We start from the raw sequence: 12,840 nt of genomic DNA, 5'->3' as shown, positions 1-12,840 counted from the left end.
TCCTTTTCGACCTCGTGCTCAACCACTCCGCGCGCGAACATCCGTTTTTCAAAGACGCGTACAAGAATCCCGACTCGGACTACTACGACTGGTACGAGTGGCAAGAAAACGGCGAACCGGGGACGTACTTCGACTGGGAGTACATCGCCAACTTCGACCACCGAAATCTCGATGTTCGACGCTATCTACTCGATGCGGTCGACATGTGGGCCGAAATCGTCGACGGCTTTCGGTGTGACATGGCCTGGGCCGTGCCAGACACCTTCTGGCAGGAGATACGCGACCGCGTGAAATCGAAGGACTCAGACTTCCTCCTCCTCGACGAGACCATCCCGTACATCGCCGACTTCCACGAGGGAATGTTCGACATGCACTTCGACACGACGCTGTACTTCGTCCTTCGACAGGTCGGCCGCGGCGACGCCCCCGCCGAGCGAATCCTCGACGCCATCGACCAGCGTGCCGAAGTCGGCTTCCCCGACCACGCGGCGTTCATGCTCTATCTCGAAAACCACGACGAAACCCGCTACATCGTCGAATGCGGGGAATCCGAAGCGCTGGCTGGCGCGGGCGCGCTCTTTACGCTCCCCGGTGTGCCGATGATTTACGGGGGTCAGGAAATCGGTCAGCGTGGCCGCCGCGACGCCCTTTCGTGGGAGCACGCCCGCGACGATATCCGCGAACACTACGAGCGACTCATCGAGGTACGCGACGAAACACCCGCGCTCAGGTACGGCGGGTCGTTCCGCCGCATCGACTACGAGACCGATTCCGACCGTGCCGTCGCATTCGTCCGCGACCACGCCGACGGCTCGTACCTCTGTCTCCTGCACTTCGGCGATGGTTCCGTGACGGTCGATATCGGCGACCTCGACGTTGACGCCACGGACCTCGTCTCCGGCGACTCCATCGCTGCTGAGGGCGGTCTCCGCGTCGACGACGTGGCGATTTGCCCGCTCGTGTAGTACCGCTCGACGTTGCCCGCCCGCATAGCACCGTTCGCGCTGTACCGTCCCGACCCCGTCTGACCACCCGACACACGATGAGCTCAGGATACGCTCCCCCGACCCTGCTTTCGGACCGCACCGACGACCTCGTCTCGTGGTACGAGACGACCGTCGAGAGCCACGACGACGCCTTCGAGGCCGCCAAAGAACTCGCAACCCGCCTCGGAGCACACGTCGTTCACGACGACAGTGCCGACGCCGACACCGGTGCCGACACTCACACCAAAACCGTCGAGTTCGGCTTCTGGACGCCGGAAATCGTCGACGCTGACGTTCCCGAGTCCGCAGTCGAACTCGAATTGTTGACGCCGCCAGCGGACCTCGACCCCGGCGAGACCGACCACCGAGAAGTCTCATTCCGGCGTGACCGCGTCTCCGTGCGCCGCGCCGGTGAGTACCACTGGGCCGTCGTTGGAGGCGTCCGAACTGGGACGCGCGGCACGCTCGGCTCCCTGTACCAACTCGTCTACGAGGACGAAAACGGCGAGGAACAGACGATTCAGGACCCCGTCTCGTACTCCGTCCCGTTCGGTGCCTTCGCGCCCGCCGAGGTCTACGACGTGGGCGTCCTCGACGAAACTCGTACGGACCGCGAGTACTTCGAAGCACTCGGCACCGAGGATGAACGCGTCTCTACGACCGAAGACGACGGTCTCCCGCGTATCGACCCAGCGACGAGCATGCTGGAGATTCATCCGGGGACCGCGACCGAACGCGGGTCGCTCGCAGGTCTCGCCGAGGTCTACGAGGATATCGCCGGGAAGCAACGCGCTGGCGACGCACTCGAACCGTGGGAGCGCGCCTTCGCTGGTTACGACGGGATTCAGGTAATGCCCCTCGAACCCCTGACCGAAAACAAGGAACAACACGACTTCTGGTCCGTCAAGCAGAGAGAATCCGCCAACACCTCCACAAGCGAAGCGAGTGGAGGTTCGTCGGACGAGCAGAGAGAATCCGACAATATCTCCACGAGTGAAGCGAGTGGAGGTTCGTCGGACGAACAAAGAGAGTCCGACGATAAACTCACCGTCGAGGTTGCCCGTCCCGAGATTATAAACTGGGGTTACGATATCGTCGTCAGCGCTTTCTCCGCGCCGAACCCGGCCATCCTCGAAACCGGTCGCCCGGACGAACTCGTGGATTTCATTGCCGCCTGCCACGACCTTCCGAGACCGGTCAAAGTCGTCTTCGACGTGGCGCTCGGCCACGCTGACAACCGCGGTGCGGAACTCCTCAACGACCGCTACATCCTCGGCCCGGGGATGTATGGTAAGCACCTCGACTACACCGAACCGACCGCTCGGGCCGTCTTCTTGGAGATGCAGCGTCGGAAGATGGACTTCGGTGCCGATGGTATCCGCGTCGACGGCGCACAGGATTTCACCTCCTACGACCCCGAAACCGGCGAGATGTACCACGACGACGACTTCCTCGCAGAGATGGACCGCGTGACGCAGGAAGTCGCCGGTACGGAGTACCGTCCGTGGATGATATACGAGGACGGTCGCCCGTGGCCGCGAGTAGATTGGGAACTCGCGGCGTCGTATCGCACCCTCATCGAACAGCATCCTCACTCGTTCCAGTGGTCGCCTATCACGTTCGCGCACAACACGCCCGCCCTTCTCACCTTCTGGGCGACGAAGTGGTGGCGCGTCCGCGAAGTCGGCGAGTTCGGAGGCAACTGGTTGACGGGCGTCGCCAATCACGACACCGTTCGCCGCGGGACGCAAATCGACCCGACGGTCGAGTTCAACCAGTCGCCGGTCAATCCCTATCTCGGCGAGGACTACCCCGATACGATAGACGAAGCCTACGACAACGCGGCCTCCTCCATGCTGTTCCACTGCTTCCTGCCGGGTGTCCCGATGGATTTTGCCCACGCCAATATGCGCGCCCCGTGGGGGTTCGTCCGCGATACCGACCTGACGTGGAACGTCAGGGTCGTCTCCGGCGGTGCGAAGTTCTCCTCCTGGCGGGTCCGCGACGAGGGTTTCGACGACGACCGATTCTTCCGCCGCGTGAAGGACCCCGGCTTCGAATCGAACGACAAACTTCTAGTGTGGATGAACGCGCTTTCGGCCGCCGTCGGGGCCACAGACTACGACCTCGACGTGATGGCCGACATGCTCTCGGCGATGGACCAACCGCTCGGCGACGACCTTTCCGCCGCCGACCTCGAAGCGTACAGCTACGCGTGGATGCGCGACGTTCACGAGTTCGCCAACCTGAGCCATTGGCACGACGAACAGGACGACGAGCGAATGAAGTTCCGCCTCGAAACCCGCGAATTCCGTCACGACCGCCCGTGGCTCCTCGCCGATTTAGACGAGGACGACGACTACTTCAGCTATCGCCATCCGACCGACGGAACGGTTCTCTACTACGGTTTCCGTCACTCCCCTGCGGGAGACGAACAACTGCTCTTCGCCGCGAACATGGAAGGTGTCACAGTCGATACCTCTCCCGAATATCTCGCCGAAGACGCCGCCGAGGACGAGAACGCGCCCGAAATTCCGACCGACGGCTGGGAACCGGCCTTAGTCGCACCCGGTGCCGAGGAGTCGTCGTCCAGTACCGACCCGTCTGCTGTCGAACTCGACAACGGCGAGGCAATCGTCTGGCGGCGCGAACTGTAGAAAACAGTCGACCGACCGATGCTCAGCGCGAATCGCCGGACATCGGCCGTGTGTACCACCACGCCCACAGGATGAGGACGCCCTGAAGCGGGAGTCGCGCCCAGCTTACCGCGTCGGAGGGGTTCCGCATGAACTCGGGCGCGCCCGTGAGCACGACGTCGTGGGTCGCCATGTAGACGTTTGCCGGGAAGACGGCAATCAGCAGGGCTATCAGTCCCCACGCGGCGAGACGTCGAGTTCGCTGAACTAACACGCCTGCGCCGAGGGCGACTTCGCCTATCCCGGAAATATACACGAGTTCGAGCGCCGCCGGGAACGACGGCGGAACGAGTTGGACGTACACTTCCGGGTCGACGAAGTGCATCACGCCCGCAACGATGTAGAAAATTCCCATCACGTAGCAGAGGGGTCGCTTGACCCGAGCGAGTGCGCTGACGGTCTCGTTTTTCATGCTGTCCCATGGTTGGAACGATAGCCAAAGAGGCTTGTCTCACCGAATCAGGTCCATCGCACTGGGTGTGTATCCGGTGATTTGGTGCCAACTATCCCCTTCGCTCCAACACCCGACCGACCCAAAGCCCGAACACCACTGCACCGACGAGAATCGGAATCGAATACAGCGGCCCCGACGGCGTCACGAACAACAGCGCCTCGGCGACGACGATAGCGACGAGCAGGCCGACGATTCGCTCGCGGGTAACGACGGTCACGCCGCGCTCCTCGTCACATCGGTGACGCGCCCACTTGACCCGTTGGTAACTGTCGCATTCATCTCCACCGACACACCGGGCAGGTAGTCGCCATCGGGACCGACCCACTGGCCCTCGGTTCCGCAGTCGGTGGTCAACCGACAGACCCGCGTCTCCGGCGGCCAGATAACCCGAATGACCCCACCAGACCGCTCCACAGAGGCGGTTTGTCGGTACGTAACCGTCTCGCCGAAGTCGCCAACGTAGGTGACGACGAGGTGGACCTCGCTCGTCCCGTTTGGGATTGGAACTCGGTCGGGACCGGCTGCGTTCGGGAAATTCGTGACGAATACCCCATCGGGCGTCATCGCCCAATCGACGGTCAGGTTCTCGCGCATCGGCGCGTCGTAGCGGGCGTACCCCTCTTCCGTCTCGGCGCGGACGGAGACCGTGTTGCTGCCATCGGGTGCGCCGAGAGTCGTCGTCGCACCGACGCGCTCGCCCGAGAGCACGTCGAGGCGGGTCAGTTCCGGTTCGACCGGGTCTTCCGCACCGGTCCACGACCCGCGGTAGGTGAATCGGTACGGCGTTCGGTTCGTCGCGTCGAGGACGGTGAAATCCTGTTCGGCCCCGTCGTCGATGGCGTAGACGACCGGCCCGTCGAAGCCGGGGTCGTTGCGGAGCGTCTGGAACGGGTGGGCCGACCAGTCGCCGTAGGGGTCGGGGTGGAACACGAGCGCCTTCGAGTCGTTTGCTCCGCCGACGCCCGTATCCCCACCGGTGCTCGGAACTGACGGGGTGAGCGGTGGGTCCTCGAACCCTGCTTCGATGAGCGGTTCGTAGGTCGATGCCAAGTTCTCAGTTCGAAGGTGGTTCTCGTCGTAGGGGTCGTCGACGGCGTCGAGAGTGACGCCGCCAGCAACGAGCGCCGAGATGAGAACGACCGAGAACACGACGCCGCGGGCTTCGGAAGCCGAAAAGCGGCGGTGAGCGAATCGGGTGCTGATGCGGAAACAGCCAACGAGTCCCGCTGCGCCGAAGACGACGAGCGGGACGAGCGCGTCGAAGTGGTAAAAGGGTCCGAGCAGGTCGATAAGCCCGTTCCGGAGTCCGTTGTGCGTCCCCCAGAAGTAGACGTTACCGAGGAACACCGACCCGAATACCCCGGCGACGACGGCGGCGAGCGCGTCGTCGGAGAGTTCCACAAACGCGCGGTCGCGACCGCCGAGTCCGTGATGTCGTCTCCGGTCGCTCCCGCGGCGGTTTCGACCGGTCGCGTGCCCCCACCACCGGGAGACCGTGAGTCCGACGCCGACGAGGGCGGCGATGGTCCCGAACCATCCCATCGGTCCCCACCGAGTTGTGAGCATATCGAGCGCTTCGATAGCCGTTTCGACCCCTATTGCGGGCGTGTAGGTGATGTCGTAGCCGAGGATTTCTCGCCTGCCGAACCCGATGCCGTCGTGCGGAGCGAACGCGATGTAGGGGAACGTAAGCGGGTCACCCGTCACGATTGCGTTGTAGGCGAGCGTCAGCCCGACAAACGCCAGTCCGGGAAGGGCAATAGCGACGTATCGGCGAAAGACGGCCCAGCCCGTTCCGACTCGCTGGGCGGTCGCAAGCGCCCACAGGGAGTGTCCTATGAACGGGAGGGCGAACAAGAGCGCAGTGTAGGGCCGCGCGAAGAGCGCGAAACCGATGAGCGTGCCTGCGACGACGGCGTAGCCCGACGAATCGCGGCGGGCAGCCCTGACGTAGCAGACGGCGAACCCGAGATTGAGCATCGTCGTCGGCGCGTACGCGAGGAACGTCGCCGACGTGAGGAGGAACAGTGGCGAGAGGCCGAGGTGGCCCGCCGCGACGATGCCCGTTTGGCGGTCGAAGATGTCTGCGGTGAGGATATAGACGAGTGCTGCGGTCACCGCGGCGACGCCGCCCAAGACGAGATTCGGTAAGCCGACGGCGAGACCAAGGGCGAACAGCGCCGGAACCGCGGGCGAATACTTCGAGTACAGTTGGACCCCACCGGGTGCGCTCGCGGTCTCTTGGACGATGAAGAACCACGGTCTGACGGCCTCCGCGAGCGCTCCGGGGTAGAGAAATAGCTTGCCCTCCAAGAGCATCGCCGCCTGCGTGAGGTAGACGCCTTCGTCGTCGTTGACCGTGTGGTACGGAAAGAGGTCGACCGCCAGCCAGGTAACGACGAGACCGACGAGAAGCGAGACGGCGAGTGCGGCGAGTCGGTGGCGCGTCCGCTGGCGGTCGATGCCAAACGAGAACCCGCGCGTGCGCAAGCGGTCGATGCTGAACGGGAGGTCGATATCGGTGAGTCGTGAGCCTCGTTTCCCCATCCTTAGTCCGAGTACTGGCCGGGGTCGGGGCGCTGTTCGCGCGGGAACCACGCGAGTTCGTGGCCCGCATCGAGTGACACCTCGACGCGACCGTCGGTCGGGACGGTCTCGTCGTGGTTGTGCATGCAAAGCAGGTCGTCGCCGCCGTCCAGTTCGACCTCGTAGAGGATGGTCGGCCCGAGGTAGCGCTTGCCGACGACCTCGCCGTGGCCTTCGCCATCGCAGGCGTGGGCGGACACGTCGTCCGGGCGGACGAGGATGTCGATGTCGGTCTCGTCGTACTCGGGTGCGAGTCCGTGAATTTGGTCGCGGCCGACTGTCCCGAGTTCCGTCTTGACCGCGTCACCATCGACGCGGCCCGGCAGGAAACCAGCGTAGCCGAGGAAACCGGCGACGAACCGCGATTCGGGGTGCTGGAAGACCTGTTCGGGTTCGCCAATCTGTTCGAGGTCGCCGTCGTTCATCACGGCGACGCGGTCCGAGATGGACAGCGCCTCTTCTTGGTCGTGGGTAACCGAAACCGCTGTGACGCCCGCCTCCTTGAGGATGCGACGAACCTCCTCACGCATCTGGACGCGGAGGTCCACGTCGAGGTTCGAGAAGGGTTCGTCGAGGAGCAGAATCTCTGGTTCGGGCGCGAGCGAGCGGGCGAGGGCGACCCGCTGTTGTTGCCCGCCGGAGAGTTCGTCAGGATAGCTTTCGCCCTGCGTCTCAAGCCCGACGAGGTCCAGCAGTTCCCCCACGCGGGCCTCGCGGTCCGCTTTGTTGAGGTCTTTCAGCCCGAAGGCGATGTTCTCGGATGCAGTGAGATGCGGGAACAGCGCGAACTCCTGAAATACGACGCCGACGCCGCGTTCTTCGGGAGCAGTGAGGCCTCCGTTGCCGGAGACCACTGTTCCGTATAGTCGAACCGCACCCTCGTTCGGATGGTCGAGACCGGCGGTGAGTCGGAGCGTCGTCGTCTTCCCGCATCCCGAGGGACCGAGTAGCGTGAGGATTTCGCCCTCTTTGACGCTGATAGACAGGTCGTCGATGACCGACTCGCTGCCGTAGGATTTCGAAACGCCGTCGAGTTCGAGGACGATGTCGGTGTCGGCGTCGGAATCGGAACCGGCGGTCATATCGGTTTGTGAGGACTGATGGTGGTTCGAACGGTCTTGCGTTTTGAGTGTGCTATTTGACATCGTATCCCTCTTGTCTGATGATGATGAGCATCGATAGCCCCGAGACGAACAATAGGATGAGCGCGGGCACCACGGCTTGGCCGAAGTAGCCCTGTTCGTGGGCCGACCAGATGTGCGTCACGAGCGTTTTGAACCCGGACGGACGAAGCATGAGCGTCGCGGGCAGTTCCTTCATCGTAGTCAGGAAGACGAGTGCCGCGCCGCCGAACAGGCCGGGCGCGACGAGGGGCAGCGTCACGTGACGGAATGCTCCGGTCGGGGTCTCCCCGAGGGTTCGCGCGGCTTCCGGCAGGGTAGGGTCAACCCGGAGGAACGACGCCCGGAGCGACCCGATGGCCTGCGGAAGGAAGCGGATAACGTAGGCGAAGACGAGGAGATAGAGCGTCTGGTAGATGGGTGTCGCATACGAACTGCCGAAGAAGACGAGCGCGAGACCGAGGACGACGCCCGGCACCGCGTAGCCGATGTAGGTCGCGCGCTCGAAGAGAGAACTTAGCCGCGAGGAGTGGCGTGCGGCGAGATACGCAACGGGGAGACCCGCGATAGTCGCCGCGCCCGCGGTCGCGGCGGAAACAAGCACGGAATTAAACGCGTATTCGGGCCGGAAGGCGAGCGACCGGCCCGTTTCGGCGACGCCCTCCGCCAGCCACGTGAGCAGGATACCCATCGGGACGACCAGCGCGACAATGGCGACGAGTGCTGCGAACCCGACCGCAGGGTATTTCCAGCGACCGAGTTTCATGACACTCCCCGAGCGGCCGCCGGTCGTCGTCCGCTCGTTACCGCGAATCTGCGATTCGAGCGTGAGAATCACGAGCGTCACGGCGACGAGTTGCAGCGAAAGCAGTGTCGCGGTGTCGCGGCCGAACGCCCCGAACTCGACGTAGATGACGCGCGTGAACGCGTCGAACCGCATGATGGCCGGCGTACCGAAGTCCGAGAGGGCATAGAGCGCGGCGAGGAGCGCTCCGGCGGCGACTGCCGGGCGAATCTGCGGGATGGTCACCCGCTTGAACGCCTCCCAGCGGGAATGGTTCAGGGTCCGCGCGGCGTCGATGAGCGTGGTGTCCATCGACTTCAACGCGGCCCGGGTGGTGATGAACACGTACGGATAGGTGTAGAGCGTCAGCACCAACACGGCACCGGGAAGGCCGTAAATTTCCGGAAGCGAATCGATGCCGAGCGGCGCAAGTAGACGCTGAAGTACACCCCGCGGGCCGAACGCGGACACAAACGTGAACGCGCCGATATAACTCGGAATAACGAGCGGTAACGAGACGGCGACTGTCCAGAAACGCTTGAACGGGAGGTCGGTTCGGACGGTGAGGTACGCTAGGGGAACGCCGAGTGCGATACACGCGGCGGTCACGAGGACGACGAGGACGGTACTGTTCAAGAACACTTGCACCGTCGTCGGGCGCGTGAGAAGTGCCAGCGCATCCGACAGTCCGACTTCGAGCGCCGATTTGACGAGCCACAACAGCGGGACGATGACGGCGGCGGCGACGGCACCGCTCGCGACTGTCAGTCCGAGCGGTTGCTCGTCGTCCCCTCCCCCAGTCGTCGTCCGCTGTTCGGTCGCCATCAGTGGGTCACCTCAGAGCACGCCCACCTCACGCAAGAGTCGTACGGTTCCTTCGAGGTCCGAAAGCTGCGTCAGGTCGAGTCCTTCCGGCGGGTTGAGTTCGTCGATACTCGGAAGTTCGCCGATGGGGTCGACACCCGAGACGAGCGGGTATTCGAAGGTCGTCCGCGCGAAGTAGTCCTGCGCCTCTGCCGACAGCAGGTGTCGGACGAAGTTGCTCGCGAGGTCGGCATCGTCAGCCGTATTGAGGACAAGCGCGCCTGCAACGTTGAAGATAGACCCGGCGTCACCCGAAGTGAACGCGGTTTTGAGCGGCGCGTTCGGGCGACCGGCGAGGATGCGCTGTATGTAGTAGTGGTTGGCGAAGCCAGCGCTGATTTCGCCGTCGGCGACGGCCTGCGAGACGAGGAACTCGTCTTTGAACTCGGTGACACCGAGGTCCTGCATCCCCTGAAGCCACTGCTTGGTCGCCTCCTCGCCTTCGAGGACGCGCATCGCGGTGATGAACGCCTGGAACGACGAGTACGTCGGGGCCCAGCCGATGTTGTCGCGGAACGCCTCGGTCTCCGGGAACTTCATGATGTCGTCCGGAATCTCCGACTCGTCGAACTGGTCGGTGTTGAACGGGACAGTCCGGGCGCGTCCAGACGTACCGGTCCACTGGCCGTCCGGGTCGTGGAACTCGTCGCGGACGAGGTCGAGAACCTCGCTCGGAAGTTTCTGTGTCCGTCCGGCGTCCTTCAACGCACCGAGTGACCCCGCGTTAACGGAGAAGAACACGTCGGCGGGGCTGTTTTGGCCTTCCGTCTGAATCTGATTGACGAGTTCGGCCGCGGAGTTGTACCGCGGACGGATGGTGAAGTCGTCGTAGTAGTCTTCGAAAAAGGAGATAAGTTCGCCGACGAGCGCTTCTCCGCGCCCGGAGTAAAGCGTCAGTTCGCCCGAGAGGTCCGGCATATCGGCCACCGACACGCCGCCGGTAATCTCGCGGTCGCCGAACGGAGAGCGCCCGGAGCCGATCTGCTCAACCGTCTCGTTGCCGCCGGATTCGGTCGTCGTCTCGTCTTCGCCGCCGAGTCCGGCACAGCCAGCGAGCGAGCCGAGACCAAGCGCCGCCGCCGTCGCAATGAACCGACGACGACCGTGGCCGCGAAGCTCCCGGTCGTGATCTTGCATATATTGATTTAGGCTACCCTAAAACATTTATACCTACCGGTTCGAAGGGTGAAGTTACAGAAATAGAACATAGGAGGGGTTAGTCGTCAGCGGGGGTAGCTGTTTTTCGGGTCGCAAGCACGTCCAGGCAGTCCAGCCAGTCTTGCATATGGTTGCCGACGTAATTGAAGAACTCGCCGTTTCGATAGTCGGACCAGTCGCCGTCGGCGAGCGCGTCCGCCATCGCTTCGAACACCGCGGCGTAGGAGTCGGCGTCGTCACCGGATTGCATCCGGTGGGCCGACGAGGTTCGCTCGTCGATCTCGCCGACCGCATCGACGACTTCCCAGAGGTGTTCGTTGAGTTCGAGGCCCGGTACCTCGTTGTTGAGGTCGTCGAACGTCGGCCGCGCGGCCTTGTTGTGTTCGCAGAGCGGATAGCCGGTGAGGACATCTTTGCCCAACACGTCCGCGGCGCGCTTGAGGAAGACGCCCGACCAGATGTCGTCGAAGCGGCCGACTTCCCACTCGTTGTCGTCCATCGGCAACTGGTAGAATGCCGGGATGACCTCGCGCTTGAACGCGAGATTCATCGAACAGACGGTGAGATACTGGCCCGGTTCGGCGACAAAGTCGCCGTCGAAGTCGTCGAAATCGGTCCGGGTCTGTGCCTGCCCTTCGAGGTCGCCGTCCATCAGGATGCGGACGGCGTCGAGGTCCGGCACGTTGGTCCACAGGCCTTGCGAGGCGACCACGTCGCGGAGTTCGCGGGTGTCCGTCTCGACCGTCTCGCCCATCGCCGAGTAGGGGTACCCGCGTGGGTACAGTCCGTGTTCGTCGGCGTTCTGGTAGAGGACGTTCACCCACCGTTCGTTACTCGACACCGACTCTACCTCGTCGGTACGGTGGAGGTTCTCCATGTGCCGACCGAAGAAGTCCCACTCGTCGTGCGGGAGGGTGTCGTCGTCGATGAAGAACCCGTATTCGAACTCGGGGTGTGCCCACATGTACAAGAGGCCGAAACTCGTCTGTGCGTGACTCGCCGCCGGGACGAGGTGCGAGTACTCAGAAATCCCCTGCTCGGCGTACCACTCCTCACGGGCCGACTCGTCGAACACTGCCCCCGAAACCCCTTCGTCGTCGAGCATCGCCACCATCCCCTCGGTGTCGCAGAAGTCCTCCGTCACGAGGAGGACGAACAGCCGGTCGAGGTCGAAGCCGTGTGCGCGGGCGTTGTCGAAGTACGACCGCATGCACTCGTACTCCCGAATGGTCGGAACGACGACACAGATATCCGATTCCATTGTCTGTATGACTTTAGGCTGACCAAAAGTACCTGTTGGTCCCGTCTCAAACCCTTCAGACGTCCGAAACGTTCGATTTGCCATCCCCCCGTAACTCCGAACGTTCGCTTCGTCATCCACCGGCGACTTCGAAACGGTCACTCCGAGATTCCCGTCAGCGACTCCAACAGCAGGGCTGCGGTGTCCTTCGCCAGCGGGTCGTTCGCGTTCCCACACTGCGGCGACTGGACGCAGGACGGACAGCCAGCCTCGCAGTCGCAATCGTCGATGAGGCGCGCCGTCTGCCGCATTAGGCGCTCAACGATATCGTAGCCGGCGCGAGTCAGGCCGACGCCGCCGGGATGGCCGTCGTAGATGAAGATTGTCGATTGGCCCGTGTGGTCGTGATATGGTGTCGAGAGGCCACCGATGTCGCCGCGGTCACACAGGAGCGTCAGCGGGAAGAGCGAAATCATTCCGTGTTCTGCGGCGTGGATACCGCCGTTAAACGCGTAGTCGCTCCCTTTCTCGTGGGAACTACCTAACTCGCGCATCTCGGACTCTATGTCGCTGGGGACAGTGAAGTACAGCGCTTTCGTCCGAAGGCTCGTCTCCGGCAGGTCGAGCAGTTGTTGGCCGATGGTGGTCCCGCGCTTCGGGTCGCGGCGTTCGAAGCCGGTGATTTGCTTCCGCATCGTCACCTCGGCGAATCTGACTTCCACGTCCGACCGCGCCGACAGCGGTTTCGACAGGATATCCCGTTCGACGGTGATGTGTTTGTCGTGGAGGACGCGAGTGTAGTAGTCCGCCCACGTCGGTTGCAGACGGGCGACGTCGCGGTCCAAATCGAGGTCGGCGACCTCGTAGGTCTGGCCCTGATGGTGGTACACCTCGCCCGGATGAGCGTCCCGAAGTGCGTCGTCGAATGCGAGTTTCGCGATAGTCTCGTTG

Annotated in this window: 10 protein-coding genes; 2 read left to right on the top strand and 8 right to left on the bottom strand. The window is 63.3% G+C overall.

All coding sequences use genetic code 11. The features are described 5' to 3' along the window. Together QT222_RS15465 and gghA are read left to right on the top strand one after the other, a co-directional pair. On the top strand, window positions 1-965 hold a 965-nt coding region (locus QT222_RS15465), incomplete at its 5' end, for an alpha-amylase family glycosyl hydrolase (protein ID WP_491477677.1). Between the two features lie 77 nt (window positions 966-1,042). After that, window positions 1,043-3,643 (top strand): glucosylglycerol hydrolase, encoded by a 2,601-nt coding sequence (gghA, locus tag QT222_RS15460; RefSeq protein WP_491477676.1) that lies wholly within the window; start codon window positions 1,043-1,045, stop codon window positions 3,641-3,643. Window positions 3,644-3,665: 22 nt separating this feature from the next. On the opposite strand, the gene QT222_RS15455 is transcribed toward gghA, so the two are convergent. The 8 genes from QT222_RS15455 to QT222_RS15420 form a co-directional block, all read right to left on the bottom strand. Further along, window positions 3,666-4,094 carry a DoxX family protein gene (locus QT222_RS15455; protein ID WP_004056525.1) on the bottom strand — a complete coding sequence of 143 codons (429 nt, stop codon included), beginning with the start codon at window positions 4,092-4,094 and terminating at the stop codon, window positions 3,666-3,668. 91 nt (window positions 4,095-4,185) lie between these two features. Continuing rightward, entirely contained in the window at window positions 4,186-4,353 is a 168-nt protein-coding gene (locus QT222_RS15450) for a hypothetical protein (protein WP_155844679.1), read from the bottom strand. Beyond that, on the bottom strand, window positions 4,350-6,683 hold the full coding sequence (locus QT222_RS15445; protein WP_491477675.1) for an ArnT family glycosyltransferase: 2,334 nt from the start codon (window positions 6,681-6,683) through the stop codon (window positions 4,350-4,352). The genes QT222_RS15450 and QT222_RS15445 overlap by 4 nt, the downstream gene beginning before the upstream one ends. A 2-nt stretch (window positions 6,684-6,685) precedes the next feature. Further along, the gene (locus QT222_RS15440; RefSeq protein WP_491477674.1) at window positions 6,686-7,867 is read right to left on the bottom strand and encodes an ABC transporter ATP-binding protein; all 1,182 of its coding nucleotides are present in this window, start codon (window positions 7,865-7,867) and stop codon (window positions 6,686-6,688) included. Then, a complete protein-coding gene (locus tag QT222_RS15435; protein ID WP_491477673.1) occupies window positions 7,857-9,452 on the bottom strand; it encodes an ABC transporter permease in 1,596 nt (531 codons plus the stop codon). Before QT222_RS15435 ends, QT222_RS15440 begins: the two co-directional genes overlap by 11 nt. Window positions 9,453-9,464: 12 nt before the next feature. Then, a complete protein-coding gene (locus QT222_RS15430) occupies window positions 9,465-10,628 on the bottom strand; it encodes an iron ABC transporter substrate-binding protein (protein ID WP_004056547.1) in 1,164 nt (387 codons plus the stop codon). Between the two features lie 79 nt (window positions 10,629-10,707). Then, the gene (locus tag QT222_RS15425) at window positions 10,708-11,910 is read right to left on the bottom strand and encodes a hypothetical protein (RefSeq protein WP_004056549.1); all 1,203 of its coding nucleotides are present in this window, start codon (window positions 11,908-11,910) and stop codon (window positions 10,708-10,710) included. Window positions 11,911-12,047: 137 nt separating this feature from the next. Beyond that, window positions 12,048-12,840 (bottom strand): Zn-binding domain-containing protein (locus QT222_RS15420; RefSeq protein ID WP_491477672.1); only part of this gene is annotated, 793 nt, incomplete at its 5' end.

The sequence above is a fragment of the Haloferax sp. s1 genome (genome assembly GCF_058382125.1).
This window is presented reverse-complemented; position numbering and strand designations above follow the sequence as displayed.

What these genes read in the sequence shown, in the direction of transcription:
- QT222_RS15440 (WP_491477674.1), bottom strand. Translation starts at nt 7,867, where the DNA reads ATGTCAAATAGCACACTCAAAACGCAAGACCGTTCGAACCACCATCAG.
- QT222_RS15445 (WP_491477675.1), bottom strand. Translation starts at nt 6,683, where the DNA reads ATGGGGAAACGAGGCTCACGACTCACCGATATCGACCTCCCGTTCAGC.
- gghA (WP_491477676.1), top strand. Translation starts at nt 1,043, where the DNA reads ATGAGCTCAGGATACGCTCCCCCGACCCTGCTTTCGGACCGCACCGAC.
- QT222_RS15430 (WP_004056547.1), bottom strand. Translation starts at nt 10,628, where the DNA reads ATGCAAGATCACGACCGGGAGCTTCGCGGCCACGGTCGTCGTCGGTTC.
- QT222_RS15455 (WP_004056525.1), bottom strand. Translation starts at nt 4,094, where the DNA reads ATGAAAAACGAGACCGTCAGCGCACTCGCTCGGGTCAAGCGACCCCTC.
- QT222_RS15425 (WP_004056549.1), bottom strand. Translation starts at nt 11,910, where the DNA reads ATGGAATCGGATATCTGTGTCGTCGTTCCGACCATTCGGGAGTACGAG.
- QT222_RS15435 (WP_491477673.1), bottom strand. Translation starts at nt 9,452, where the DNA reads ATGGCGACCGAACAGCGGACGACGACTGGGGGAGGGGACGACGAGCAA.